Here is a 24,984-nt window from a genome sequence, read left to right on the forward strand (position 1 = left end):
GAGGCGGCGGAGGCCTGGGCGGTCTGTGCGACAGCGGTCCGCCCCGTCGCGGCGGACGTAGGCCCGGCGGCGCGGGCGCTCACTTCGCCGCTCCCAGGGCCACGCTCACCGGCTGGCCGGGCTTGAGGCCCTTGGATGTCTCGGGGTCGAAGCGCGCCTCCACCATGAACACCAGCTTCTCGCGGAAGCTCTGGCTGAAGATCACCGGGGGGGTGTACTCCACCTGGGGGAACACGAAGCTCACGCGGCCCTCCAGCACGGCGGGGCAGCCGTCGCAGGCCACGCGCACCGCGTCGCCCAGGTTCACCCTGCCCAGCTCGGCCTCGGGCAGGAAGAAGCGCACCTTCACGTTGCCGGGCGGCAGGAGCTTCACCACCGGGCTGCCAGCGGCCACCCACTCGCCCTTGTAGTGGAGCAGGTCGAAGACCAGGGCCTCCAGGGTGGCGGGCACGAGCTTCTGGTCGAGCATCCAAGCGGCCTGGTCCAGTTCGGCCTGGGCGGCGCGGACCTGGGCCTGGGCGGCCAGTATCTGGTCCACGCGCGAGCCGAGCTTTCCCGTGGCCAATTGGGCTTTCACGTCTGAGAGGCGTCCCTGGGCGTTGAGGAAGGCCGTGCGGGCGCGGTCGTAGTCCTCCTTGGCCACGGAGCCCGAGGAGAGCAGCGCGCCCCTGCGGTCCATCTCCAGCTTGGCCAGGGCCAGCTCGGCCTCGGACTGGGCGATGCGCGCCAGGATCTGGTCGATCTCCTCGGGGCGCAGGCCCTTCTTGAGGTCGTTCACGGTGTCCTGGGCGCGCCGGAGGTTGGCCTGGGCCTTGTCCACGCCCTGCTGCTCCAGGGCGTGCTCCAGGGTGAAGAGGCGCTGGCCCGGCCGCACACGGTCGCCCCGGGCCACGGGGAGATCGTCCAGGCGTCCGGCCAACTGGGTGGCCACGTAGACGAACTCGCCCTCCACGTAGCCCTGGTAGGGCATGGCGTCGGAGCGGGAGCAGGCGGCGCAGGCCAGGGCGGCCAGCAGGGCCAGGAACGGCGCGACGGCTCGCGGCGCGCCCCGCCGGGAGGGGCTGTCGGCGACGGAGCGCTCGATCGGCGCGGTCTGGAGGCAGGGGAACGTCGAGCGGCGGTTCATGCGTCCTCCCCTAGGGCTTTGCGGTAAAGTGTTTTCAGGTAGCTGGCCATGTCGGCCACGCCCGCGCTCCCGGCGGAGGGGGGGAAACCCTGGCCGCTGCGGGCCAGGCGCGCGCGCAGGGGCTGGGTGAGCCCCACGAGCACCAGAGGCCCCGCCAGCGAGAAGTAGGCGAGCACCGGGTCCAGCCCGGCGCGTCCGGCCACTCCGGCCACGGCCCCCATGATGCGCCCCAGGAGCGGCGTGACGCACGCGGGCAGGTTGCTCCCGCCCGAGGCCAGCTCCCAGGCCATGATGCGCGGCAGGCGCGGGTCGCGCTGGAAGGCTTCCGTCACGGCGTCGAGCACGGCCTCCAGGCGTTGGGCGTGTGAGCCGGGACGGGCCGTGCCCTGCTCGATGGAGCGGGCCAGGGCCTCGAACTGGGCCTGGAGCGTCAGTTCGTAGAGCCGGGCCTTGTCGCCCACGCGGTAGTAGAGCATGGCCTTGTTGAGCCCGGCGGCCCTGGCGATGGCCTCCACCCTGGCTCCGGCGAAGCCATGGGCCGCGAAGACGGTGGCGGCGGCGTCCAGGATGGCGGCCTCGGGGGCCTGGGGGGCTTCCTGCTGGGTCATGGAGGTTCCTTGGCGTTTAACCGTATCGCTTACCGGACTGTTTAACCAGATGGTTAACTGGTGTCAAGAGCAGATGACAAGGGCCGGAGGAGCGCCCCGGGGGGGGCGTCGGCCTCGGGGCGGGGCCATGCGCGGCGACTCCCCGCAGGCCGCGTTGCAAGGGGCAAGTCCAAGGCCTCGCGCATGGGCCGGCGGCTCCGCGCGTGGCTTGTCCCTGCCCCTGTCGGAGGGATTTGATCAGGCGGCGGGAGGCGACCGTAGCGGCGAGCCGTCTAGACCTTCACCTCGTAGCCCAGGTCCACCTGGTCGGCGCGCTGGCCGCCCCGGATGCCCCAGTTGTGGCGGGGCTCCTCGGCCACGTGCACGAACACGTCCCCGGCGGGCACGCCCAACTTGCCCAGGCGTTCCACCACGGCGGCGTAGAGCCTGCCTTTGGCCTCGGGGCTGCGTCCCTCGAAGGCCTTGACCTCCACCAGCGTGTAGCGCTCGCCCTTGCCGGGCGGCACAAGCCACTCGTCGGGGGCGAAGTGCTGGATGCGGATGTTGTGGTCGTGCGCGGGGATGCCGAAGGCCTCCACAAGGGCCAGATGCACGGCTTCCATGAGGTCCCGCTTTTCCTGGTGCTCGCGGGGGCCGATGACGCTGACGAGGACGAGAGGCATGGGCGCTCCTTATGGATTATTGCACGCGGTCCAGGCGGCGGGCCTCCTGCTCCGGGGTGGGGATGGCCCCCCGGGGCACGTCGGTGGGGCCGCCGGGGCGGGCGGGTTCGGGATCGGCCGCGGGGGGCGCGGCGGGCTGGGGGGCGGCGTCTCTGGGTGGTTGCTGGTCCGAAGGGGCAGGGGGCGCGGTGGCCTGCGCGGCCTGTCTCTCCTGGAGTTCCGTGAGGCGTTTCTGTAAGGTATTCATGTTGGCGGAAAGCTCCTGGAGCAGTGCCTGGCTTTCGCCCCGGCAGGCCTCCAGCTGGGCGCGTTCGGAGGCCAGCAGGGCGTCCAGCCCGGCCTGCACGCGCTCGCGGTCGAGCCGCAGGGCGGTTTTTTCCGCTTCCAGACGTTGGCGCTGGTGCTGGACCTCCTCCATCTGATAGCGTAGCTCCACCAGCTCCTTTTCCAGGGCGAAATAGCGCGTGGCCACCAGGGTGGAGAGCGCGGCGGCGGCCGCCGTGACCACCGCGAAGAGGACGAAAGCGACTGTTTTCATGACCCTCCCATAGCCCGGCGGCGCGCAGGGCTCAAGCGCTTGTTGCAAACCCGGCCCGGAAGGCCTACAGGACCCCCTCTTATGGACCTACCTATCCTGCATCTCAAGAAACACGAGGAACGCCGCCTCCTTTCGGGACACCTTTGGGTGTTCTCCAACGAGGCGGACACGGCCCTAAGCCCCCTGAACTCCTTCCAGCCCGGCGACCACGCCCTGGTGATGAGCGCGCGCGGCAAGCCCATGGGCGTGGCCTACGTCAACCCCGCCTCGCTCATCCTGGCGCGCCTCTGCGACCGCGACCCCAAGGCCGTGCTCGGGCGCGACTGGCTACGCGCGCGGCTCACCGAAGCCCTGGCCCTGCGCGAGCGCTTCTTCGACCAGCCCTATTACCGCCTCTGCCACGGCGAGGGCGACCATCTGCCCGGCCTGGTGGTGGACCGCTACGGCGCGACCCTCTGCGTGCAGCTGCTCACGGCGGGCATGGAGCGTCTGCGCCAGGAGGTGCTGGACGTGCTCGACGAGTTGGTGCGCCCCGACGCCGTGCTCCTCAAGGGAGACGTGTCCGCGCGCTCCGTCGAGGGCCTGCCCCGCGTCAACGAGACCGTCCTGGGCGTCGCGCCCGACACCGTGGAGGTGCCCGAGGGCGAAGGCGTCTACCGCGCCAGCCTGGAGGCCGGGCAGAAGACCGGCTGGTTCTACGACCAGCGCCCCAACCGCCTGGGCCTCCTGCCCCTGTGCCGCGAAGCGAGCGTGCTGGACGTGTTCAGCTACGTGGGCGCGCTGGGCGTTGGCGCGGCCCTGGCCGGGGCCTCCGAGGCCGTCTGCGTGGACTCCTCCCAGGCCGCCGTGGACCGCGTGCTGGAGAACGCCCGCGTCAACGGCGTGGAGCCCCGCGTGAGCGCCCTCAAGGGCGACGCCGCCGAGGTCATGGAGTCCCTGATCCAGGAGGGCCGCCGCTTCGACGTGGTCAGCCTGGACCCGCCCGCCCTGGTCAAGCGCAAGAAGGACCTGGAGGGGGCCATCGGCGGCTACCACAAGCTCAACAAGCTGGCCTCGCGCCTGGTGGCGCCCGGCGGCTTCCTGCTCACGGCCTCGTGCTCGCAGCACATGGAGGCCTGGCAGTTCACCCGCGTGACGGGGCAGGCCGTCTCCGGGCGGCGCAAGGCGCAGCTGGTGCGCCGGGGCGGCCAGGGGCCGGACCACCCGGTGCACCCGGCCATGCCCGAGACCGACTACCTGAAATCGCTGCTTTACAGGCTGACCGCTTCACAATTCCGGGAAAAGGATTAAAAGACCGCCATGGTCACGGACCCAGAGGCTCCCCCAGCCAATCCCGTCACGCGCCTGGGCGCGGCAAGCCTGGACGCCGTGGCGTCGCTGGGTTCCTACGCCGTGTTCACGGCGCGGGGGCTGTGGCACATGGTCAGCCTGCCGTGGCAATGGTCCAAGGTGGTGCGCCAGGTCTACTTCGTCGGGGTGAAGTCCGTGCTGGTCATCGCGCTCATCGGTCTGTTCACGGGCATGGTGCTGGGGCTCCAGGGCTACTACACCCTGGTGAAGTTCGGGGCCGAGGGGCTTCTGGGCGCGGCGGTGTCGCTTTCGGTGATCCGCGAACTGGGGCCGGTGCTCACGGCCATCATGGTGGCGGGCCGCGCGGGCTCCTCCATGGCGGCGGAGCTCGGCATCATGCGCATCTCGGAGCAGATCGACGCCCTGGACGCCATGGACGTGGACCCCGTGCGCTACCTGGCCGGGCCGCGCTTCGCGGCCGCGCTGGTCAGCTTCCCGCTGCTCACGGCCATGTTCGACGTGATCGCCATGATCGGCGGCCACCTGACGGGCGTGACGCTCCTGGGCGTGGGCCCCGGCGTCTACTGGGGCCGCATCCACGACAGCGTGGTGCTGGAGGATGTGACGGGCGGTTTCGTGAAAGCGCTGGTGTTCGCGCTCCTGGTGGCCTCGGTCTCCTGCTGGCAGGGCTTCTACGCCCACCGCAGGCCCGGTGGCTTCGGGGCGCGCGGGGTGGGGCTGGCCACCACGTCCGCCGTCGTGGCGTCGTGCGTGGCCATCCTGGCCGGGGATTACGTCCTGACCAGCTTCCTGATGTGAGCCCGGGTTGATTTGCCCGGCGATGAGGCATAGTGGGTGGGGAACATGCGGAATCGGGGCGTGGAATTTGCAGTCGGACTCTTCGTGCTGGCCGGGCTTTTGTGCACGGCGTGGCTGGCGGTCCGGCTGGGCAAGATGGAAGCCGTGGGCGGCGAAGGCTACCCCGTGCAGGCGCGCTTTCTCGACGTGACGGGCCTCAAGGCAGGCTCCGCCGTCGAGATGGCGGGCGTGCGCGTGGGCCGCGTGGAGTCCATCGGGCTCTCTCCGGAGAAGCGCGCCGTGGTGACCATGCGCATCGACAAGGGCGTGACGCTCACCGACGACGCCATCGTCTCGGTGCGTTCGTCGGGGCTCATAGGCGACAAGTTTTTGAAGATCACCCCCGGAGGGGGTGACCCGGTCAAACCGGGCGCGCTGCTGACGGAGACCGAATCCTCCGTGGACATCCAGGAGCTGATGGGCAAATACGTCTTCGGCGGCGTGAAGGAGGAAAAGAAGTGATGGCATCCAGAATCGCGGCGTTCGCGCTGGCGTGGACTTTGGCGCTTTCGGGGATGGCCCTGGCCGGACAGGCGCAGGACACCCTGAAAACCAGCGTGGACGAGGTGCTCCGCGTGCTTTCGGCCTCCAAGCCGGGCTCTCCCGGCCGCGCCGAGGCTCTCTACAAGGCCGTGAGCAGCGTGTTCGACCCGGAAGAGCTGGCCCGGCGCACCCTGGCCACCAACTGGGACGCCTTCAAGCCCGAGGAGCGCGAGCGCTTCACCAAAGCCTTTCTCAAACTTCTGGAGCGCACCTATCTGCGCCGCATCGAGGCCTATACCGACGAGAAGGTGCTCTTCCTGGGCGAGGCCCCACTGGCTGACGGACGTGTGGAGGTCTCCACCAAGATCGTCACGTCCACCAAGGAAGTGCCCATCGTCTACCGCCTCATCCACAAGGCGGACTGGAAGGTCTACGACGTCGTCATCGAGGGCGTGAGCCTGGTGCAGAACTACCGCAACCAGTTCAGCCAGATTCTCGCCAAGGAAACCCCCGCCCAGCTCATCGCCCGGGTGGAAACCATGGGGAACGCCAGCTAGTTCAGGTGGCGCATCTGGGGCGGTTCTACCGCCGGACGCCGTCCGGCGCGGCCATGCGCGAACAGGATAGGTGAGCTTTGAAAGCAGATCGCACTCGCAGGTTGTTCCAGGCCATGATGCTCGTGCTTGCCCTGGCGCTTGCCGCCCAGGGCTGCGCCCGCAAGCAGGCCGCGGCCCCGCTCGACCCCGAGGACGCCCCGTCGGCCCAGATCGCGGACCCCGCGGAGCCCTGGAACCGCTTCTGGTTCGGCTTCAACGACGTGTTCTTCACCTACCTGGGGCAGCCCTTCAGCAAGGGCTACAAGGCCGTGCTGCCCCAGTATGCGCGCGACCGCATCGAGAACATCTACTCCAACGCCCTCTTCCCGGTCAGGTTCCTCAACGCCGTGTTCCAGCTTCGTCCGGACAAGGCCTCGCGGGAGCTGGGACGCTTCATCGTCAACTCGTCCTTCGGCCTGGGCGGCTTCCTGGACCTGGCGGCCTCCGACAAAAAGCTCCAACCCCAGTCGCTGGACTTCGGCCAGACCCTGGGCGTCTGGGGCGCGGACCACGGCTTCTATCTGGTGCTGCCCATCCTGGGACCCTCCTCCCTGCGCGACGGCTTCGGCATGGCCGTGGACGCCACGCTTCAGCCCACCACCTACGTGGACGTGCCCTACCTGCTCACGGCCGGACTCTACGGAGCGGGCCGGGTGAACCGCCTGCCCGAGATGATCGACCTCTACATGGAAATCAAGCGCTCCGCCGTGGAGCCCTACACCGCCGTGCGCGACGCCTACGCCCAGCTGCGCGAGCGCCAGGTGCGCCAGGCCCTGGCGGGCGCGTGGTACGCTCCCCAGGCGGGCGAGCAGGCCCCGGCCGCCCCCGCCGCTCCCTGAGGCAAGGCCCTTTCCGGACAGCAACGAAGAGCCCCGGCGCGCATGTGCGCGCCGGGGCTCTTCGACGTTCCCGGGATGGGTCAGGCCGTCTGGCCCCTCCCGCGCCGGTTCAGGTAGGGCCACGTCTCGGAGAGGAGCATCCCCCCCAGCATGAGCCCGCACCCGAGCATGCCGCGCGGCGAGAGCACCTCGCCGATGAGCGCCCACCCGGCAAGAGCGGCGAACACCGACTCCAGGCTCAGGATGATGGCCGCGTGGGAGGGGTCTGCGTCGCGCTGGGCCACCAGTTGGAGCGTGTAGGCCACGCCCACCGAGAGCAGGCCGCTGTAAAGGATGGGCACGGCGGCGTCCCACAGCCCGGCCGGGGCGAAGGATTCGCCGAGGAACAGCGCCACGCAGAGGCTCAAGGCCGAGCAGACCACATACTGCCCCACCGCCAGGTGGATGGGATTCATGCGCGGGGCGAACCACGCGGCCACCAGAACGTGTCCGGCCCAGAAGGCCGCGCCGACGAGTTCCAGGAGGTCTCCCCGGTTCACGGAGAAATCCTCCCCGATGGAGAGCAGGTACATGCCCCACACCGCCAGGAGCGCGCCCAGCCACGTGCCCAGCGGCGTGCGCCCGCCCAGGAAGGCCGCGAAGATGGGCACCAGGATCACGTAGAGGCAGGTGATGAACCCGGCCTTGCCAGCCGTGGTGTAAACGAGCCCGATCTGCTGGAGGCTGGCCCCCAGGGTGAGCACCGCGCCCGCGCAGAGGCAGCCCAGCCATGCCGGGGCCTGCATGCCCGGCGCGGGGCGCATGGACCGGCCGGAGCGCAGGGCCAGGGGCAGCAGGGCGGCCGCGCCGATGGCGAAGCGCACGCCGTTGAAGGTGAACGGCCCCACGTGCTCCATGCCCACGCGCTGGGCCACGAAGGCCATGCCCCAGATGAGCGCCGTGACGAGGAGCAGCACGTCGGCCTTCAGTTTGTGAAGATCGCCTTTTCCGGAATTCTGGAGCGGTTGGGTCACGGGTGCGCCTTTCTGAAGGTGTGGCTTCGGCACGCTGGCCGGGAGGGAGGGCATAACCTCGCGGCGGGGTCGTGGCAACTGTTCGGCGCGTCAGGAGAAACGGCCCGGGCTTTGCAGCATGGCCCTCGTGGGGGGGCAGGCGGGGCACATCCCTCGCCGGGCAGGGCCCCCGGAAGGGCTCCCCCCAAGGATCTTCAGGAAGCGCGCGACCGCGAGGCGCGCGGGAGGCGACCATGGACACCACGACGCCAAACGCCCGGAGAGGGCATGCAGAATCAGGACGTGTCGGGCCGGAGGGCGTCGCGCCTGCCGCCGTCGAGCGGCGGCCGTACCAGCCCGGGCGAAAGGCCTCCGGGCGCGCCGCGCCGGAGCGCACCGTGCCCGACCGCACGGCCCGGGCGGCGCTCCTGGAGCAGACCCGGCTGGCCCGGGGCATGGACTGGCGGTCCCTGCTGGTTCTCGGGCAAAGCATGACATATCGTGAAGTGTCTGCCGGAAGTTTCCTCTACCAGGAGGGCGAGCCCGGCGAGGAGCTGGCGGTGCTCCTGAGCGGGGTGCTCACGGTGGTGAAACGGGACTCCGAGGGCCAGGACGCGCGCGTGGGCGAGATCCACGCCCGGGCCGTGGTGGGGGAAATGTCGCTGCTGGACGGGGGGCCGCGTTCGGCATCGGTCTACGCGCAGACCCCGGCGGCGCTCCTGGCCTTGAACCGGCGGGCGCTGGAACGCCTCCTCGAGGCGCATCCCCGCGTGGGGACGCGGCTTCTGGCTGCCCTGGCCGCCGAGGTGAGCCAGCGCCTGCGCCTGGCGACGGGACGCCTGGCCAGACGGGGCGGCGGCGACGCCTTCGCCCTGGAGGACGTCTGAGCGTCCGGCGGGAGGAGAGCCGGGCGCGTCCGGGTCGGGATTCCGCCGATCCGGCGGGAAACGGCCCGCGGCCGGGGCGGACCGCCTACCGGAAGCGGGGAACGTCAGGCCCTGCGCGGGGGCGGCCTGTCAGGCCTGGGTCTTTCCCTCATGGGGCAGGGTGGCCAGCAACGCGCCCGCCTCATGGAAGTCCGGGCGTATCTCCAGGGCGCGGCGCAGGTGCGAGGCCGCGCTGTCCAGGCGGGAGGCGTGCTGGTAGGCCTTGGCGATGTTGTAGTGGAGGTTCTCGTCGTCGGGGGTCAGGTCCAGGGCACGGGTGTAGGCGTGCAGGGCCCCGGAGAGGTCTCCCGAGCGGCGAAGGCGCACGCCCAGGGTGTTGTAGGGGTTCACGGCCTTGGGATCGTGGGTGAGAATCTCCACGAAAAGTTCCTTCAGTTCCTGGAGCTTGTCCTGCATGGCCAGGATGTCGGCCGAACGTTTCAGGCAGTCCAGGTGCTTCTCCAGGTCCCCCTGGCCCTTGTGGGCGTAGGCCAGGCCCCTGTAAGCCTCCGCGAAAAGCGTGTTGGCGGCCAGGGCCTTGTTGAAGCAGACGATGGCCTGGCCGAATTCCTGGATCCGCAGGTGCTCCAGGCCCTTGTTGAACCATTCCACGGCTTCGTTCTCGCCGGTTGCCACCTGGGAGAGCACGCGCACGGCCTCCCCGAAGTGCCCGGTGAAGGCCAGGCGCTTGCCCTCGTCCAGCAGGGCCTGGCTCTCCTCGTCCGGCCGGGAGCTCTCCCAGGCGGCCTTGAGGTGCCTGGCGAAGGTCTCCAACTGGTAGGGCCTGAGCACGTAGCCCCCGCAACCCGCCGCGATGGCGCGCATCACGCGTTCGCGCCGCCCGTCGGAGGAGACCATCACCACGGCTTTGTCCTTGAGTTCCGGGTCCCGTTTGAGCATTCTCGCGCACTCGAACCCGGTGAGGCCTCCCGTCTGGTCGGCCACCAGCACCAGATGGATCGAGGGCTCGGGCAGATAGCGCCTGGCCTCCTGGTAGTCCGGGAAGGCGTGGACCGAGGCGAAACCCAGGCGGGCCAGGCTCTGGCGGTCCCTAGCGGCCTGGGCCGGTTCGGCGTTGATCAGGGCCACGCCGATCTGGGCTGGTTCGAAGCGCATCGGCATCGTATAGGGAGGCCCGCGGCGGCTGGCAAGGCCCGGGCGGGCCGGAGCGGAAAGGAGAAACAAGCATGGCGGGCAGGACGGCGAAGCGGACGGCGGTGTTGCTGGCGGTGGCGGCGGGCATCGGAGCGTTCTTCTGGCTGGACGGGCCCAAGCACCTGAACCTGGAGGCCCTGAAGGCCTCGCGCCAGGGCTTGGCGGACCTCTACGCCGCGCGTCCGGTCCTGATGCTCGGGGGGTACTTTCTGCTCTACGTGGCGGTGGCCGGGCTGGCCCTGCCGGGAGCGGCGGTGCTCACCCTGGCGGGGAGCGCGGTGTTCGGTTTCTGGGCGGGGCTGGCGGTGGTGTCGCTGGCATCAACGGCCGGGGCCTCGCTGGCCTGCCTGCTGGCCCGCTACGTGCTGCGCGAGTGGGTGGCCGCGCGCTTTCCCCAGGCCCTGGACCGGGTGGACCGGGGCATGGCCGGGACCGGGGCGGGGGTCTGGTACCTCTTTTCGCTGCGCCTCGTGCCGGTGGTCCCGTTCTTCCTGATCAACCTGGCCATGGGGCTCACGGCCATGCCGCTGCGCACGTTCTGGTGGGTGTCGCAGCTGGGGATGCTTCCGGGCACGGCGGTGTACGTGTTCGCCGGGGTGGAGCTTGGGCGCGTGAACACCCTGGGCGACGTGGTGTCGCCCGGGATGCTCGCCGCCTTGTGCCTGCTGGGGGTGTTCCCCCTGGTGGCCCGGTGGGCGCTTTCGCGGCTGGGGCGCGCGCGCGGCCGGGGCGCGGCCTGATTCCACGCGCCAGTCTGTCGCCGGACGGCTCCCGCGCCCTGTCCAGGGTTTTCGGCCGGCCCCCCCCCGGGGGCGCGGGTTATTGGCCCGCGCCCGCCTGTTGCAGGCGGCGTTGCATCTCCAGGATGGTGCGGTCGAGAATTTCGCGCAGGCGCAGGGCGTTGGCCGGGGTGAGCACGATGCGGTTGCTCACGCGCACCTGGCCCTGGGTGGAGCGGTTCACGTTGCCGAATTCCAGCACCACGTCGTCGGGTCCGGCGAAGACGGTGAAGAAGTCGCGGTAGTGGTATTCCAGGTCGGCCGGGGTCTGTATCTGCACCTGCTGGCTGGGATCGGCTGGGTTCATGGCTTGGGCCTTTCCGGGCGAGCCCGGGCTTTTGGCGCGCGGTGGCTGCCTGGTTTCAGTGCGTCCTGGCCGAGAGGGCCTTCTCGATGGCCAGGGCCAGGTCTTCGGCCTCGAAGGGTTTGGGGAGCAGGGCGTCCATGCCTTCGCGCAGCAGGCGGATGCGGTCGCGGTCGCTGGCGTAGGACGTGAAGGCGATGATGGGGATGTGGCGGTCCACGCCGGGCAGTTCGCCGTTGCGGACCATGCGCGTGGCGGTGATGCCGTCCATGACGGGCATCTGGATGTCCATGAGCACCACGTCGCAGGCGTGGTCGCGCAGGGCCTTGAGGGCCTCTTGTCCGTCGGAGGCCTCCACCACGTGGTAGCCCATGCGGGCCAGCATGAGCCCGGCCATCACGCGGGTGACCTGCTCGTCCTCGGCCAGGAGCACGCGGGCGCCCGAGCAGCCCGGCGCGGGCGCGCGGGGGGCCGGGGATGTCTCGGCGTGTTCGGACTGGGTCCAGAAGGATGCGGTGAAGTGGAAACGGCTGCCCTGTCCCGGCGCGCTGGTGACCCAGATGCGTCCCCCCAGCAGTTCCACCAGGCTGCGCGCGATGGCCAGCCCCATGCCCGCGCCGCTGCGGGTTTTCGTGCGGGTGTCCTCGGCCAGGGTGAAGCTCTCGAAGATGTGCGGGAGCTTGTCGGGGGTGATGCCCACGCCCGTGTCCTCCACCATGAAGAGCAGGCTCAGGCCGCCAGCGCAGGTGATGGCCCCCGGCTTGCGCAGGTGTTCCTCGTCCACGAGGCTCACGCTCAAGAGCACGCTGCCGCGTTCGGTGCAGGCAAGGGCGTTGGCCAGGAGGTTGGCCAGGATTTTGCGCAAGCGGAACTCGTCTCCGGTGACCATGCCGGGAATGCTCTCCTCGAATTCAACCAGCAGGTCCAGGTTCTTGAGGCGTGCCTGCACCTCGAAGCTGCGCGCCACGGAAGCCGCAGCCCGGCGCAGGTCGAAGGGCCGCATGACCGGCTGGAGCGCGTGGGAGCTGATGTCGGCCAGGTCCAGGAGCGAGTTCACGGACCTGAGCAGGCGTTCGCCCGATTCGCGCACGATGCCCCAGAGTTCGCGCTGCTCCTCGTCGAGAGCGTCGTCCTGGGAGAGCTGGACCGCGCCGAGGATGCCGTTGAGGGGAGTGCGCAGTTCGTGGCTCATGTTGGCCAGGAACTGGGTCTTGGCCTCGAAGGAGGCCTCGGCCCGCTGCCTGGCCTGGAGCAGGGCCTGCTCCATGTGCTTGCGGTCGGTGATGTCCTTGGAGAACGAGGCCAGGTGGGTCACGCGTCCTTCCTGGTCCAGTACGGGGTAGATGCTCACCCAGTAGGTGCGTCTCTGGCTGTTCTCCTCGTATTCCACCGGGGTGCGCGAGGCCAGGGCCTTTTCGGCCATGGCGCGCCGGAAGCGTGCGGCGTCGGGGTCCATGTGCCGGTAGAGGGACTTGCCGGTCAGCTCCTGGACGCTTTTGCCGCGCCGCCGCGCGGCCTCTTCGTTCATGAGCACGAAGCGGCCGTCTGGATCCAGGAGCACCACGGAGTCCTGCGTGGCGTTGAGCAGGGCCAGGGTGCGCTGCTGATCGTCGCGGCGGCTCTGCTCCAGTTCCACCCAGCGGGTCACGTCCTCGCGGATGACCACCACGCCGCCGGCCAGTCTGCCGCTCTTGATGCCGGAGGCCCGGATGGTCTGGTAGCCGGACTGGCCGCCGCTGAACTCGGCCGTGAAGAGCTTTTCGATGAAAACGTCCTTGCCCTCCAGGGCCGGACGCAGCACCTCGACGGCCCCGCTGCTGGCGATGCCCGGCAGGGAGAGCAGATGCCGGCCCAGGAAGAAGGTCCGGTCGTGCTGGCCGCGCGCGAAGTGCTGGAGGTGCCAGTCGTTGACGAAGCAGACGATGCCTTCGCGGTCCGCGTACATGATGGAGACAGGCGCTTTCTGCGCCAGCTCTTCGAATTCGCAGGGGATGTCAGAGAGAGGAGATGCCACGGACCACTCCAGACGCCGGATGGTGATACTGCTTGGAACCCGGCGAAGCCGGAAACGTTTTCAAGCAATACGGCAAGGCCGGATGCGAGTCCAGTCCGGCGCTCGTTGTTGTTGTCCCGTGTGACCGGTCAGCCTCCCGAGAGCTTGGCGGTGTGCCCCAGGGCCTTGAGCTCCTGGAGCAGGGCCTCGCGGTGGTCGCCCTGGATCTCGATCACGCCGTCCTTGACCGAGCCGCCCGTGCCCAGGCGCTGCTTGAGCTTCTTGGCCAGGGATTCCAGCCCGGCCTGATCCAGCGGCAGCCCTGTGACCAAGCACACGCCCTTGCCCTTGCGGCCCTTGGTCTGGCGCTGGATGCGCACTCCGGGGCCTGCCGGAGCCTTGGCCGGACGCGCGGCGGAGCAGGCGCAGGACTCGACGGGGCGGCGGCACTCCGGGCAGAGGCGGCCCTGTTCGGTGGAATAGACGGGGCGGGAATCCTTTGCGTTACCCATGGGGGAAACTCCTTGGCGGGACGGGCGTCCGGGGGCGGGTCTACTCCAAAGGCCCGGCGCGGTAAACCGTCGCGCGGCAGGGGGGCGTTTGCCGTCGAAATTCCGGATGTCTTGCCAGGCAGGAGCCAATCCGTGTAGCCAGACGGTCGTCCCCGGGCGAAGAGCTTTGCGGACGTCCCGCAACGGCCGGAGCGACGCGCGCGCAGGGGGGAGGGCGTCAGGCCGCGCCGTGCCCGGTCGTGTCCGGCCCGGGGTCGAACTTGGCCTCGAACTCGTCGCGGTCGCGGGTGCAGACGAAGTCCGGCCGGTCCTGGGGGCAGTAGACCACCACGGGGCGTCCGTCGCGGGCGTTGGTGCAGTCCACGGCCAGATGGAGCACGCGGTAGAGCTTGCCGTTTTTTCTGTTGCGGTACAGGGAGTGCATGACGCCAGGATGCGCCGGACCGGGGCGGGCGTCAAGGGCGTGGTGGCTGGAGCGGACCCCCCGCGAGCAAATGATGGCTGACCCCTTGCGGTCGGAGCATGACGTGCAACGAGGCAGGCAGGTAATCCAATCAACGCGCCGTCTGCTGTCATGACCGGCCAATCCATCGCCACGGAGCATTCATGACCGAATCAGGCCAGGCAGGGTCCCGCCTTGCCACCAAGCGACGCTTCTCCTTCGCATCCGGCGTCAGCTTTGAGGCGCGCATTGATCCGCCGGACGGATTGGTGACGTTTGTCGATGTGCTGCCGGATATCTATTCGATATCGGACGAGCTGGTCTCCATGTCGGTCAAAGACCAGGCCGCCAGGGGGCAGCATGTTTCCTGCGCGAGAGGGTGCACGCTCTGCTGTAGACATCTGGTCGCCGTTTCCGACCACGAAGCAATTCTTCTCGCACACATCATCAACAACATGCTTGAAGGGGACGAGAAGCAGAGCCTGCTCAGGCGACTCGGCAAAATCGTCTCCATCCTGGAACGCACGGGCCTGCTGTCGGAGATGATCGACAGTCATGCGAACGCATTCGCGGACAGGGGGCGGATCATCAATGCTCAGCGAAGATACTGGGAGATGCAGATTCCGTGTCCATTTCTTGTGTCGGATTCCTGCAGCATCTATCCCTACCGTCCCTTTCTCTGCAGGCAGTATCTTGTGAGCTCCCCGCCTGTCTCTTGCGAAGGAAGCTTCAAGGCGGACCATCTCGTCCGGAAAGTAACCGTAAAATACGACCTGGCGAGCGCAGCAGCCTCGTTCGACGGCTGTGAGGCCAAATCCACCATGGCGATCCCGTTGCCTGCGATCAATATCGTCAATGGCTTGCTGAGCAATTTCCGCAGGCCAAAAGCTCCCGCTGACGTCATGATCGCTGCTTTTCTCAGGCATGCCGAAACGCACTTTTCGGGATGACACCCTGAGACGGCATGCAGCCTTCCTGCGCTCCAAGACGAGGAACAGCCTACGTCCCCAAAGTCGGTTTGGTTGCTCCCTGCGCGCGCTGGCCGTTCAGCTGGCGCAACCGCCCATTAAACCGGGGGCAGGATAGGAATCGCCCGGGCAATCCTGGAGGAACAACTGGCCTGGGCGGCGGCGGCCTTTTCCGACAGCCCTTATGTGTTCCCCGGCAGAGGCGGCGTACTAAGCATCGACTCCAGCGCCGTGGACCGAATCAAGGCGACCGCGCGGCTTCCCAAATCCTTCCGCATTCTTCACGGCCTGCGCCATCATTTCGCTGTGACCCTGGCCAACTCCGGAGAATTCACACTGGACATGATCGGTGAACTTCTTACACACAAATCAACGGCCATGACCCGGCGCTACGGGCATTTCTCCCTGACGCCAAGACGCGAGCCAGCGACAAGGCTGCGGGATTGCTGGCCAGCCACGCAGGGCTTGACGCGAAGCCTGCCAGGGGCAAGAAGGTGGTCAAGACCGGGGGAGGGGAGTAACCAATGCCCGTCATTTGCCGGTTCTATGGAGTCATTATCCGCATGAATTACAACGAGAGCGGGCACCACACGCCTCATTTTCATGCGTACTACGGCAAGCACGTCGCCTCGATAGCTATTGACTCAGCCGCTGTCCTTGCTGGACAACTTCCGTTGCATGCGGAAAGATTTGTCCTGGAATGGGCCGCACTGCATCGGACGGAGCTTACGGACAACTGGCGACGGGCATCCATGCATGAATCCCTTTTGGCCATCGAGCCGTTGGAATAGGAGAAAAGCCATGGTGGATCATCTCATTCAGGCGCGCGGCGTGCTGCATCTTGGCGGTTTCCGGCTTCGTGTGCTCTTCAGTGACGGCGCGGTTCGTGACGTGGACCTGGAAAAGGAACTCTGGGGGCCGGTGTTTGAGCCCCTGAAGGACGTGGCCTTTTTCGCCCAGGCCTATGTTGACTCCGAGACCTGGACGGTATGCTGGCCCAACGGGGCGGACATCGCCACGGACACCCTGTATGAAATCGGCGTCCCGGTGGCGGCAGCGGCGTAAGCCTACAAGAGAGAAACGCATGGGCCCTGTTCGTGACTATGACGACACTCTGAAAAAGCTGCTGCACGACCCGGAACAGGCGGCGCACTACTTGCGGGCCGCCTTGGAGGAAGAGGACCCCCACGCCCTGGCCTTGGCGATCCAGGATGTGCTTCACGCCGTCCGGCCCGAGCCCGTGGAGGACGCCGAGACGGAGGCTCTGTGCCGTGCCCTGACCGGACTGAAACGCGCCGGGGTGTCCGTGGATTTCCTGGCCGGACGGTAGACCGTGAGGAGTGCCAGCGGATTTGGTTGCCGCTCGCGTTTTGTGGGCGGAATACCGGAGGCGGCTCGATGAACCTTCTTCCATATGTGCTGTCTAGGTTTGGGTATCACTAGGGTGTCACAAGAAAAAAAGGCCGCAGTGCTTGCACTGCGGCCCTTGTTTTTGGTGGAGGCGATGAGGATCGAACTCACGACCTCAGCGTTGCGAACGCTGCGCTCTCCCAGCTGAGCTACGCCCCCGTGGAAACGTCGCCTTTATGCCTTTCGCGCGGCGCGGTCAAGGGATTATCCGCTCCAGCATGGCCGCAACCCGGCGGCGGTAGGTGTGCTCCCGGGCGATCAGCTCCCGCCAGGCCGGGGTCAATTCGTCCCGGCGGCGCGTCAGGGCTCCGATCCGGTCCGGAATTTCGCCCGGCGACGCGAAGCGCATGGGCTCAGTCAGTTCCCGGGGGAAGATCGAGAGGCCGGGCGTGGCGTCCGAGAGCAGGAGCCCCCCGGCCGCCCACACGTCGAAGTGCCGCTGCGTGAGCCCGTGGGGCAATAGCGGGCTCGTGGGGCCCAGCACGCAGCGCGCCGAGGCGTACATCCCGGCCAGGGGGCCGTAGTAGTCCACGGGCGGGCGCAGCTCGAAGGGCGCGTCCACCAGGGTTTTCCAGTCCGCGTCGCCGTACGCCACGAGGCGTCCGGCCCGGGCGGCGTGCGCGAGCACCGTGGCCCGCCAGGCGCGCCCGCACTCCTCGGCCCCAAGGCCGGGACGCCGTGCCGCCCGGCCCGGCCAGAGCGTCTCCACGCCCAGTTCTCGCGCCCACCATGCGAAATCCGGCCGCTCCCCGGCGGCGAACATCTCCCGCGCGCGCTCCAGAAGCTCCGGCGGCACGCTCACGCCCGAAAAGAAGAGCCCCTTGTCCGGGAAGGCGCTGCGCCCCACGAAGAGCAGGGCGTCGGAGAGTTCCGGCGCGTCGGGCGCGGCCCGGAAGAAGTCCGGGTTGGCTGCCAGGGGCAGGTGGTGCACGCTCAATGCCCCGTGGGCCTTCAGAGGCTCCACGAACCAGGAATCCGTGACAAAAAGGTGCAGGGAACGCCACTGCACGGTTTTGAGCCCCGACAGGGCGTGGAAGGGGTTGTCCACCAGCCAGGCCGCCACGGGAACCCCGGCGCGCGCCAGCAGGGCGTGCTCCAGGCCGTAGGCCCCCTTGCCCCGGAAATTCACCGAGACGAACACGTCGGGCCTGCCCTGTGCCAGCAGCGCCGCCACGCCGCCCTCCGGCACGTCCAGCACCTCGTAGCCCTCCTGGGCCAGGGCCTGGGAGAGTTCGCGCGCGATAAGGCCGTCTCGCGAGCCGGGCACCACGGCCGTTCGGCCGGAGCGACGGGGCAGGGCGTCCGGCCTGGGCAGGGCCAGGGCTGCCAGCACCGGGCTCCAGAAGGAGGGGAAAAGCCGGGCCGAGCCCTCGTGCACCAGCACACCGGAGGCCGTCGCGGGGTCGAAGGCCTCCAGCCGCGTCCAGCCCCGGGGCACGTGGGATGCCAGCCAGTCGCGCCCGGTCTGTTGGAGGAAGGCCGGGCATTCCAGCCAGGCCACGCGCGCCCCCGGGGGGAGCTTGGCGGCCAGGGATGCCGGGTCCGGCCCCAGGCCCAGCACGGTCCAGTCGTTTCTGACGGCGGGGCGCGCCAGGGCGTGGCCGGGCTGGAGGGTCTTGGCCTGGCCCAACTCGTCGGTCAGGCGCAGGCGCGGGGGAGGGCTTGGCATGGACGCGTGGCCTTTGGTAGAGGTACGGGCGGGGGGGCCATGAAAAAACTGCACGATCACTACTTCCACCGGGCCAAGCAGGAGAACTATCCCGCGCGCTCGGTCTACAAGCTCCAGGAGATGGACGCCTCCTTCAAGTTGCTGCGCCCGGGCCTGAAGGTGCTGGACCTGGGCGCGGCCCCGGGCTCCTGGACGCTCTACGCGGCCAAGAAGGTGGGCCCCTCGGGCAGGGTGCTCGGGGTGGACCTGCAGGCCACCGACACGGCCTTCCCGGAGAACGCCACGTTCCTCCAGGCCGACGCCTTCGACCCGGGGCCGGAGTTCGCGGCGCACCTGGAGCGCCTTGCGCCCGTCGACCTGGTGATCAGCGACATGGCCCCGCGCACCACGGGCCAGCGCGTGACCGACCAGGCCCGCTCCCTGGAGCTGGTGGAGCAGGCGCTTGCCCTGGCCGGGTCTTGCCTGATACACGGCGGCCACTTCGTGGCCAAGGTGTTCATGGGGCCAGACGTCAAGGCGTTCACGGACTCCATGCGCGGGGCCTTTGAAAAGGTCAAGACCGCCAAACCCAAAAGCTCCCGCCCGGAGAGCTTCGAACAGTTCATCATAGGCCTTGGATTCAAAGGCCTTCCACATCACGCGGAGGAGTAGATGGCCGGACATTCGAAATGGAAGAACATCCAGGTGCGCAAAGGCGCGCAGGATGCGAAGAAAGGCAAGGTTTTCACCAAGGTGACCAAGGAGCTCATGCTGGCCGCCAAGGCCGGCGGGGGCGACCCCGGCACCAACGCGCGCCTGCGCTCCGCCATCGCGGCGGCCAAGGCCGTGAACCTGCCCAAGGACAAGATCGAGACCGCCATCAAGAAGGGCACGGGCGAACTGGCGGGCGGCAACTTCGACGAGATCACCTACGAGGGCTACGGCCCCGGCGGCGTGGCCATCCTCATTGAGGCCGCCACGGACAACCGCAACCGCACCGTGGCCGACGTGCGCGCCATCATGAGCAAGAACGGCGGCCAGTTGGGCGAGGCCGGGTGCGTGGGCTGGATGTTCGACAAAAAGGGCGTTCTCGAGCTGGACAAGGCCAAGTACACCGAGGACCAGGTGATGGAGGCCGCCCTGGAGGCCGGCGCGGGCGACGTGCTGGGCGAAGCAGACGTGTGGGAGGTGCACACCGCTCCCGAAGACTTCGAGGCCGTGCGCCAGGCCCTGGAAGAAGCGGGCATGGAGCTTCTCTCCGCCGAGATCTCCATGCTGCCCAAGACCACCGTGGACGTGGACGCCGAGACAGGACGCAAGCTCATGAAGCTCATGGACCTCCTGGACGACTACGACGACGTCCAGAAGACCCACTCCAACTTCGAGCTGCCCGAGGAACTGCTGGCGGAGCTGGGCTAGCACCGAGATGACGGCGGACAGAGACGGCCGCGACCGCGCGGCGGAACTCGTCGCGCTGGGGGGCGCGATCCTCGTGGGGGGATGGCTCAGGTTCCATCACCTGGGCGTCCCCTCCTTGTGGTGGGACGAGATCATCGTCCCGCTGATGTCGCGCTTCCCGACGCTCACCATCCTGGAGTGGTCGGCCACCCGGGAGATCCATCCTCCGCTGTATCATCTCTTCACCAAACTTCTGGTCTGGCTGGGCGGTTCGGAAGCGCTCATCCGGGGGCCTTCGGCCCTGTTCGGGACGGCCAGCATCGCGCTGACGCATCTGTTCTGCGCACGTTTCTTCTCCTGGCGCGCGGGGGTGCTGTGCGCGGCCCTTCTGGCCGTGAACCCCCTGCACATTCTCATCTCCCGCCAGGGCAGGCCCTACGCGGTGGTGCTGTTCCTGCTGGTGTGCGCCGCATGGAAGCTCCTGGACTACGCCCGAGGCGGCCGTCGCGGGCAGCTGTTGGCCCTGGCCGGGTGCAACGCCCTGGCCGTGGCCCTGCACTACAACGCCATACTCTTCATGGCGGCCCAGGCCTGCTGGATGTGGGGCCGCGCCCTGCTGCCCCCCGGGCGCGACCGGGCGGTCCGGGCGCTGGTGCACACGCTGTCCTTGGGCGCGTCCTTCGCGCCGGTGGCCTGGTTCTTTCTGCTGGGCACCTTCACGCGGCGCGACGTGGTGGGCAGCAACGTCTCCTTCCTGGACGTGCTGTGCAGGCTGCCGCGCCTCTACCAGGACATGATCCTATATTTCGACGGCTACGTCCCCGGCCTGGAAGCGCCCCTGCTGGGCCTTGCGGTCGCGCTTGGGCTCGTCGGGCTGTGGCGGGGGCTGCGGGAGAACCGGGCGGCCGCGACGCTGCTGCTTGCGATGGCCGTGGTTCCGGTGGTCGTGGTCGTGGCAGGGCGTGCCACGTTTCTGTTCGCCCGCTACATCTTCCTGGTGCACGTCTGCCTGCTGATGCTCCAGGGCGTGGGGACGGCTTGGCTGCTACGGGGCAGGGCGCTGCCCGCCGCCGCGCTCGCCCTGGCCGTGTCCGTTGGCGGCGGGGCCTACTGCCTGGAACGCTACGGCAGGCATTTCTACGAGCCCGACAGCTACAACTGGTTCGGCCCGGGCGGCAACTACGCCCAGGTGGCCGACGTCCTGGATCCGTGGATGGTTCCCGGACGCGTTTTCTTCTTTGAAAGCGAGGGATTGCGCCAGAGCCTGCGGTGGGGTCACACGCGGTCGCTGGCGGCCTCGCGCTGGGACGCACAGTCCATCGTCCCCGAGGATTCACGCGTGGAGTTGGGCTTCGTCACCTCCGGAACCCCGGCCCACCTGGCCCAGGATGAGGCGGGGCTCGTGCGCCGCTTCGGGGAGCCCTCCCGCATCGACAGGCCCTTCGGCATGACTGTCTATACCTGGACAGTGGCGCGCAACCCCGTGCACCGAACGGACGGACGCCCCGTGAGCTTCCTCTTCGAGCCCGAGCCCATCCATTTCGTCCGGGACGTCTACCGGGCCGACCATGTGCAGCTCGATCCCCTCTGGCGCGGGGCCGTCATTCCCACGGCCAACGACCAGCCCGGCATCATCGAGTTCGTGGTCGAGAATCCTGACAACGTATGGTACTACCACGTCTACGTGGAACTGCTCCTGGCCAACATCGGGCAAGGCAACACCTTCGACGCCTGGGCCGTGTTCGACGATGCCGAGGTCCATCTGCTGGCCAGCAGGGGGCCGGATTCCCGGGGACTTGCGAAGTTCTCGGTTTTCAGGGAGAAGCCATTCAAACGCTTCACGCTGCGTCTGCGAATGACTTGCACCACGCGGACGCCCAACTACCCCGGGTCCAATCTGGAATACGTCAAGTTCAAGAAGTGCCTCCTGGAGTTTCGCTGCCCCATGCGCAAGGATTGACCATGCTCCGCAAGGTGCTGCCCGCCCTCCTGCTGATGCTCGCCGCCTGCAAACCGGACGGCCCCCCATTCACCAACGTGGACCTGATGGCCATGCTGCAGCAGGAGGATATCTACCTCCAGGAAGGGCTCGCCCCCCTGGAACAGCAGGACCTCTCCCCCGCCATCCTGCGCAGGGGACTCTGGCCCATCACGCTGGTGATGTTTTTCGCGGCCGATGAGTTCCCCGTGCAGCTGAACCTGGAAATCGACGGCACGAGGCCGGGCGTGCGCGTGCAGCTGGACGTGAACGGACAGCGCGTGCTGGAAAACCTGCCCGTCGCGGGCCGGGTGGAAACGCCTTTCAGAACCCAGAAGGGCCTCAACGTGCTGGCCGTGCGCTATGCGACGCCCCAGGACGCCCCCAGGCCGGGGCACGGGGAGCCGGTGACGGGCTTCAAGGTGTTCGAGGTGGTCCGGCGTGGAGGATGAGCGCGCGTCCGCCGCGGAGCGGGACAGCCCGTGAGCGGCTCCTGCTGCGTGCTGGGGCTGGACCCGGGTTCGCGCAACACGGGCTTCGGAATCGTGCGCGAGGAGTCGGGCGTGCTCTCCCTGGTGGATGCGGGCGTGATCCGCGTGGAGCGCCTGGGCGACATGGACGTGCGCCTGGGGGCCATCTACGAGGCCCTGGCGGAGCTTCTGAGTCGGCACAAGCCCGGCGAGGCCGCCCTGGAGGACGTGTTCGTCTCCAGGAATCCGGCCTCCGCCCTCAAGCTGGGCCAGGCCCGGGGCGCGGCCATGGCCGCTTGCGCCGTGGCCGGGGTGCGCGTGCACGCCTACGAGCCCTCGCTGGTCAAGAAGAGCCTGGTGGGCACGGGCCGGGCCGAAAAGACGCAGGTGGCCTTCATGGTCGCCCAGGTGCTGGGATGCCGAAAACCTTTGGCCGTGGACGCCACGGACGCGCTCGCCGTGGCCGTGTGCCATCTCAACCAGAGACGCTTCAGGCGTCTGGCGGGGGAGCCGTGATCGCCTACCTGCGCGGAGAAATCCTCGAAAAGACCGACAAGAGCTGCGTGGTCCTCACGGCCTCGGGCGTGGGCTACGAGCTGTCCGTGGGCGCGCCCACGGCTGCCGGGCTGCCCGCGCGCGGCCAGGAGGCCGGGCTGTGGGTGCACGCCCAGACAGGCGAGGACGGCACGCGCCTCTTCGGCTTCCCCGACGCCGAGGCCCGCCGCGCCTTCCGCGCGCTCATCGAAATCCCCAAGCTCGGCCCCAAGACCGCCCTGGCCATGCTCTCCTGCTACCAGGTGGCGGAACTGGCGGGCATCGCCGCCCGCGAGGACGTGGCCGCGCTTTCCCAGGTGCCGGGCATCGGCAAGAAGAGCGCCCAACGCCTGATCCTGGAGATCAAGTACGCCCTGGCCCATGTGGCCGCCGGACCCTCCGCCGTCCCCGTCGGGCGCGCGGGCTCCGTGCTCTCCGACGCCCTAGCCGCCCTGACCAACCTGGGCTACGCCGAGGCCCAGGCCGGACCCGTGCTGCGACAGGTCCTTGACGACGAGCCCGACCTCGACGTGGCCCAGGCCATCCGCGCCGGGCTCAAACGCATCGCCGCCGCCAAGTCATGACCCACCAGCCCGACGACACCATCCGCCCCAGACGCCTGGCCGACTTCATCGGCCAGGACGAGATGCGCGCCAACCTCAAGGTCTACCTGGGCTCGGCCCTGGAGCGCGGCAAGGCCCTGGACCACACCCTCTTCTACGGCCCGCCGGGCCTGGGCAAGACCACCCTGGCCCAGATCATGGCCGCGGAGCTCGGCGTGAACCTGGTGACCACCTCCGGCCCCGTGCTGGAGCGCGGCGGCGACCTGGCCGCCATCCTCACCAACCTGGGCCGCCACGACATCCTCTTCATCGACGAGATCCACAGGATGCCTCCGGCCGTGGAGGAGATCCTCTATCCGGCCCTGGAGGACTTCAAGCTGGACCTGATCATCGGCCAGGGCCCCGGGGCGCGCACCGTGAAGATCGACCTGGAGCCCTTCACGCTGGTGGGGGCCACCACGCGCATCGGGCTGCTCACCTCGCCCCTGCGCGACCGCTTCGGCGTGATCTTCCGCCTGGACTTCTACTCTTCGCCCCAGCTGGCCGACATCGTCACGCGCGGGGCGCGCATCCTGGGGGTGAACCTGACGCCCCAGGCCGCCCTGGAGATCGGCAAGCGCTCCCGGGGCACGCCGCGCATCGCGGGCAGGCTCCTGCGCCGCGTGCGCGACTTCGCCGTGGTCTCCGGCAGGGAGATCATCGACGAGGAGCTGGCCCGCGAGGCCCTCTCGCGCATGGACGTGGACCCCCACGGCCTGGACCAGATGGACCGCAAGATCCTCTCCTGCCTCATCGAGCAGTTCGGCGGCGGCCCCGTGGGCGTGAAGACGCTGGCCGTGGCCTGCTCCGAGGAGGTGCGCACCCTTGAGGACATCTACGAACCCTTCCTGATCCAGTGCGGGCTCATCAAGCGCACGCCGCGCGGCCGCGTGGCCACGGCCAAGGCCCACCTGCACCTGAAATCCCAACCCCTGAGCTGAACCATGCCCGCAACGCGCCTCGACGTGGCCCTTCTGGCCTACACCCCGGAGCCCCTGGCCCTGGTCTACGCGGCCTTTCGTCAATGCTATCACGCGGGCTTCGTGGCCGACATGTGGCCCCGGCTCCTGGCCGGGGAGATCAGCCGCGAGAAGCAGGCAGAGTTCGTGGCCGGGGTCATCTCCTCGGGCCACGTGAGCCCCATCGAGCACGTGAGCTTCACCTTCGCCGTGGAGGGGGTCTCCCGGGCGCTGACGCACCAGCTGGTGCGCCACCGCATCGCCAGCTACTCCCAGCAGTCCCAGCGCTACGTGGACGCATCGAGCTTCGACTACGTGCTGCCCCCGGCCATCGCCCGAATCCCCGAGGCCAAGGCGCGCTACGAACACTTCATGGCCCAGGTTGCCGACGCCTACCGCGACCTGAAGGACATCCTGGAGACCAACGGACGCGGCACCAAGGCCAAGGAGGACGCGCGCTTCGTGCTGCCCCAGGCCGCCGAGACGCGCATCGTCGTCACCATGAACTGCCGCGCCCTCTTCAACTTCTTCGAGCACCGCTGCTGCGCCCGCGCCCAATGGGAGATCCGCGCCCTGGCGGACAAGATGCTCGCCCTGTGCCGCATGACCCTGCCCGAGGTCTTCACCACGGCCGGGGCCAAGTGCGAGCGTCTGGGCCACTGCCCCGAGGGAGCGAAATTCACCTGCGGGAAATACCCCCCGGCCAAGAGCTGAACGGCAGGCTTTCCGCCTCCCGGAATCTTGTCATCGGTACGCCGTGCGGGTAATCGTGCGGTTCTGCGCGCGTCGGCCGTGGGTCTCTCGATCGCGCCGAAGGGCGACGGCCTCTTTGCGGTGTCGGTGGCGGCAGTCCCTCTGCAACGGGGAAGGGCGTGCCGCTGGCCTCCTCGCCGGGAGCCAACGGGTGCAAGGCC

Annotated in this window: 31 protein-coding genes and 1 tRNA gene; 20 read left to right on the forward strand and 12 right to left on the reverse strand. The window is 68.7% G+C overall.

The features are described 5' to 3' along the window. Positions 1-79: 79 nt before the first annotated feature. The 4 genes from NNJEOMEG_RS14600 to NNJEOMEG_RS21015 all read right to left on the reverse strand — a co-directional run bounded on the left by NNJEOMEG_RS14600 (position 80) and on the right by NNJEOMEG_RS21015 (position 2,934). Positions 80-1,126 carry an HlyD family secretion protein gene (locus NNJEOMEG_RS14600; protein WP_173085745.1) on the reverse strand — a complete coding sequence of 349 codons (1,047 nt, stop codon included), beginning with the start codon at positions 1,124-1,126 and terminating at the stop codon, positions 80-82. Continuing rightward, positions 1,123-1,734, reverse strand: a complete 612-nt coding sequence (locus tag NNJEOMEG_RS14605; RefSeq protein ID WP_173085747.1) for a TetR/AcrR family transcriptional regulator — start codon at positions 1,732-1,734, stop codon at positions 1,123-1,125. The genes NNJEOMEG_RS14600 and NNJEOMEG_RS14605 overlap by 4 nt, the downstream gene beginning before the upstream one ends. A 272-nt stretch (positions 1,735-2,006) precedes the next feature. Further along, positions 2,007-2,396, reverse strand: coding sequence for a tautomerase family protein (locus NNJEOMEG_RS14610; protein WP_173085749.1), 390 nt, complete (start codon positions 2,394-2,396; stop codon positions 2,007-2,009). A gap of 16 nt (positions 2,397-2,412) precedes the next feature. Continuing rightward, positions 2,413-2,934, reverse strand: a complete 522-nt coding sequence (locus NNJEOMEG_RS21015; protein ID WP_173085751.1) for a hypothetical protein — start codon at positions 2,932-2,934, stop codon at positions 2,413-2,415. Between the two features lie 81 nt (positions 2,935-3,015). On the opposite strand from NNJEOMEG_RS21015, the gene NNJEOMEG_RS14620 reads away from it, so the two are divergent. The 5 genes from NNJEOMEG_RS14620 (at position 3,016) to NNJEOMEG_RS14640 (ending at position 7,000) form a co-directional block, all read left to right on the forward strand. Continuing rightward, positions 3,016-4,224, forward strand: coding sequence for a class I SAM-dependent rRNA methyltransferase (locus NNJEOMEG_RS14620; protein ID WP_173085753.1), 1,209 nt, complete (start codon positions 3,016-3,018; stop codon positions 4,222-4,224). Positions 4,225-4,233: 9 nt separating this feature from the next. Beyond that, positions 4,234-5,043: an MlaE family ABC transporter permease gene (locus tag NNJEOMEG_RS14625; RefSeq protein WP_173085755.1), complete on the forward strand. Its 810-nt coding sequence runs from the start codon at positions 4,234-4,236 to the stop codon at positions 5,041-5,043. A 45-nt stretch (positions 5,044-5,088) separates the two neighbouring features. Beyond that, positions 5,089-5,544: an outer membrane lipid asymmetry maintenance protein MlaD gene (mlaD, locus tag NNJEOMEG_RS14630; RefSeq protein ID WP_173085757.1), complete on the forward strand. Its 456-nt coding sequence runs from the start codon at positions 5,089-5,091 to the stop codon at positions 5,542-5,544. Beyond that, positions 5,544-6,122, forward strand: coding sequence for a Tgt2/MlaC family protein (locus NNJEOMEG_RS14635; protein ID WP_173085759.1), 579 nt, complete (start codon positions 5,544-5,546; stop codon positions 6,120-6,122). Before mlaD ends, NNJEOMEG_RS14635 begins: the two co-directional genes overlap by 1 nt. Before the next feature lie 113 nt (positions 6,123-6,235). Further along, entirely contained in the window at positions 6,236-7,000 is a 765-nt protein-coding gene (locus NNJEOMEG_RS14640; protein WP_173085761.1) for an MlaA family lipoprotein, read from the forward strand. 80 nt (positions 7,001-7,080) lie between these two features. On the opposite strand, the gene NNJEOMEG_RS14645 is transcribed toward NNJEOMEG_RS14640, so the two are convergent. After that, on the reverse strand, positions 7,081-8,013 hold the full coding sequence (locus NNJEOMEG_RS14645; RefSeq protein WP_268885692.1) for a DMT family transporter: 933 nt from the start codon (positions 8,011-8,013) through the stop codon (positions 7,081-7,083). Positions 8,014-8,390: 377 nt separating this feature from the next. On the opposite strand from NNJEOMEG_RS14645, the gene NNJEOMEG_RS14650 reads away from it, so the two are divergent. Continuing rightward, a complete protein-coding gene (locus NNJEOMEG_RS14650; RefSeq protein ID WP_173085765.1) occupies positions 8,391-8,879 on the forward strand; it encodes a cyclic nucleotide-binding domain-containing protein in 489 nt (162 codons plus the stop codon). Positions 8,880-9,008: 129 nt separating this feature from the next. On the opposite strand, the gene NNJEOMEG_RS14655 is transcribed toward NNJEOMEG_RS14650, so the two are convergent. Beyond that, the gene (locus NNJEOMEG_RS14655; RefSeq protein WP_173085767.1) at positions 9,009-10,034 is read right to left on the reverse strand and encodes a response regulator; all 1,026 of its coding nucleotides are present in this window, start codon (positions 10,032-10,034) and stop codon (positions 9,009-9,011) included. A gap of 71 nt (positions 10,035-10,105) precedes the next feature. Between NNJEOMEG_RS14655 and NNJEOMEG_RS14660 the strand changes: the two genes are divergently transcribed. Further along, positions 10,106-10,813, forward strand: a complete 708-nt coding sequence (locus tag NNJEOMEG_RS14660; RefSeq protein WP_173085769.1) for a TVP38/TMEM64 family protein — start codon at positions 10,106-10,108, stop codon at positions 10,811-10,813. A gap of 79 nt (positions 10,814-10,892) precedes the next feature. On the opposite strand, the gene NNJEOMEG_RS14665 is transcribed toward NNJEOMEG_RS14660, so the two are convergent. From NNJEOMEG_RS14665 to NNJEOMEG_RS14680, 4 genes are all read right to left on the reverse strand, one after another. Beyond that, complete coding sequence (locus NNJEOMEG_RS14665; protein ID WP_173085771.1) at positions 10,893-11,159, reverse strand: DUF3467 domain-containing protein; 267 nt, start codon at positions 11,157-11,159, stop codon at positions 10,893-10,895. Positions 11,160-11,214: 55 nt separating this feature from the next. Then, complete coding sequence (locus NNJEOMEG_RS14670) at positions 11,215-13,170, reverse strand: PAS domain-containing hybrid sensor histidine kinase/response regulator (RefSeq protein ID WP_173085773.1); 1,956 nt, start codon at positions 13,168-13,170, stop codon at positions 11,215-11,217. Between the two features lie 128 nt (positions 13,171-13,298). Then, positions 13,299-13,661, reverse strand: coding sequence for a translation initiation factor Sui1 (locus tag NNJEOMEG_RS14675; protein ID WP_173085775.1), 363 nt, complete (start codon positions 13,659-13,661; stop codon positions 13,299-13,301). A gap of 217 nt (positions 13,662-13,878) precedes the next feature. Further along, positions 13,879-14,085 carry a hypothetical protein gene (locus NNJEOMEG_RS14680; RefSeq protein ID WP_173085777.1) on the reverse strand — a complete coding sequence of 69 codons (207 nt, stop codon included), beginning with the start codon at positions 14,083-14,085 and terminating at the stop codon, positions 13,879-13,881. A 182-nt stretch (positions 14,086-14,267) separates the two neighbouring features. Here NNJEOMEG_RS14680 and NNJEOMEG_RS14685 point away from each other — a divergent pair, with 182 nt between their 5' ends. From NNJEOMEG_RS14685 to NNJEOMEG_RS14705, 5 genes are all read left to right on the forward strand, one after another. Then, positions 14,268-15,053 (forward strand): YkgJ family cysteine cluster protein, encoded by a 786-nt coding sequence (locus tag NNJEOMEG_RS14685; RefSeq protein WP_173085779.1) that lies wholly within the window; start codon positions 14,268-14,270, stop codon positions 15,051-15,053. Between the two features lie 204 nt (positions 15,054-15,257). Then, entirely contained in the window at positions 15,258-15,638 is a 381-nt protein-coding gene (locus NNJEOMEG_RS14690; RefSeq protein WP_235956984.1) for a site-specific integrase, read from the forward strand. Beyond that, positions 15,596-15,862, forward strand: coding sequence for a DUF4160 domain-containing protein (locus tag NNJEOMEG_RS14695; protein WP_173085781.1), 267 nt, complete (start codon positions 15,596-15,598; stop codon positions 15,860-15,862). Before NNJEOMEG_RS14690 ends, NNJEOMEG_RS14695 begins: the two co-directional genes overlap by 43 nt. Positions 15,863-15,872: 10 nt before the next feature. Then, positions 15,873-16,136: a DUF2442 domain-containing protein gene (locus tag NNJEOMEG_RS14700; protein ID WP_173085783.1), complete on the forward strand. Its 264-nt coding sequence runs from the start codon at positions 15,873-15,875 to the stop codon at positions 16,134-16,136. A gap of 19 nt (positions 16,137-16,155) precedes the next feature. Then, on the forward strand, positions 16,156-16,401 hold the full coding sequence (locus NNJEOMEG_RS14705; RefSeq protein WP_173085785.1) for a helix-turn-helix domain-containing transcriptional regulator: 246 nt from the start codon (positions 16,156-16,158) through the stop codon (positions 16,399-16,401). A gap of 163 nt (positions 16,402-16,564) precedes the next feature. Here NNJEOMEG_RS14705 and NNJEOMEG_RS14710 read toward each other — a convergent pair. Together NNJEOMEG_RS14710 and NNJEOMEG_RS14715 are read right to left on the reverse strand one after the other, a co-directional pair. Next, positions 16,565-16,640 (reverse strand) — tRNA-Ala (locus tag NNJEOMEG_RS14710). Between the two features lie 37 nt (positions 16,641-16,677). Then, positions 16,678-18,150 (reverse strand): glycosyltransferase family protein, encoded by a 1,473-nt coding sequence (locus NNJEOMEG_RS14715; RefSeq protein WP_173085787.1) that lies wholly within the window; start codon positions 18,148-18,150, stop codon positions 16,678-16,680. A 39-nt stretch (positions 18,151-18,189) separates the two neighbouring features. Here NNJEOMEG_RS14715 and NNJEOMEG_RS14720 point away from each other — a divergent pair, with 39 nt between their 5' ends. The 8 genes from NNJEOMEG_RS14720 to thyX are packed head-to-tail and all read left to right on the forward strand — an operon-like array spanning position 18,190 to position 24,784. After that, a complete protein-coding gene (locus NNJEOMEG_RS14720; protein WP_173085789.1) occupies positions 18,190-18,801 on the forward strand; it encodes an RlmE family RNA methyltransferase in 612 nt (203 codons plus the stop codon). After that, the gene (locus NNJEOMEG_RS14725) at positions 18,802-19,548 is read left to right on the forward strand and encodes a YebC/PmpR family DNA-binding transcriptional regulator (protein WP_173085791.1); all 747 of its coding nucleotides are present in this window, start codon (positions 18,802-18,804) and stop codon (positions 19,546-19,548) included. Positions 19,549-19,555: 7 nt separating this feature from the next. Continuing rightward, positions 19,556-21,487, forward strand: coding sequence for a glycosyltransferase family 39 protein (locus tag NNJEOMEG_RS14730; protein WP_173085793.1), 1,932 nt, complete (start codon positions 19,556-19,558; stop codon positions 21,485-21,487). 2 nt (positions 21,488-21,489) lie between these two features. Further along, the gene (locus NNJEOMEG_RS14735; protein WP_173085795.1) at positions 21,490-21,957 is read left to right on the forward strand and encodes a hypothetical protein; all 468 of its coding nucleotides are present in this window, start codon (positions 21,490-21,492) and stop codon (positions 21,955-21,957) included. A gap of 30 nt (positions 21,958-21,987) precedes the next feature. Continuing rightward, positions 21,988-22,491: a crossover junction endodeoxyribonuclease RuvC gene (ruvC, locus tag NNJEOMEG_RS14740; protein WP_173085797.1), complete on the forward strand. Its 504-nt coding sequence runs from the start codon at positions 21,988-21,990 to the stop codon at positions 22,489-22,491. Beyond that, positions 22,488-23,093: a Holliday junction branch migration protein RuvA gene (gene ruvA / locus NNJEOMEG_RS14745; protein ID WP_173085799.1), complete on the forward strand. Its 606-nt coding sequence runs from the start codon at positions 22,488-22,490 to the stop codon at positions 23,091-23,093. Before ruvC ends, ruvA begins: the two co-directional genes overlap by 4 nt. After that, the gene (ruvB, locus tag NNJEOMEG_RS14750) at positions 23,090-24,052 is read left to right on the forward strand and encodes a Holliday junction branch migration DNA helicase RuvB (protein ID WP_173085800.1); all 963 of its coding nucleotides are present in this window, start codon (positions 23,090-23,092) and stop codon (positions 24,050-24,052) included. The genes ruvA and ruvB overlap by 4 nt, the downstream gene beginning before the upstream one ends. A gap of 3 nt (positions 24,053-24,055) precedes the next feature. Beyond that, entirely contained in the window at positions 24,056-24,784 is a 729-nt protein-coding gene (gene thyX, locus NNJEOMEG_RS14755; RefSeq protein WP_173085802.1) for an FAD-dependent thymidylate synthase, read from the forward strand. Positions 24,785-24,984 lie beyond the last annotated feature (200 nt).

The organism is Fundidesulfovibrio magnetotacticus (assembly GCF_013019105.1).
GTDB lineage: Bacteria > Desulfobacterota > Desulfovibrionia > Desulfovibrionales > Desulfovibrionaceae > Fundidesulfovibrio > Fundidesulfovibrio magnetotacticus.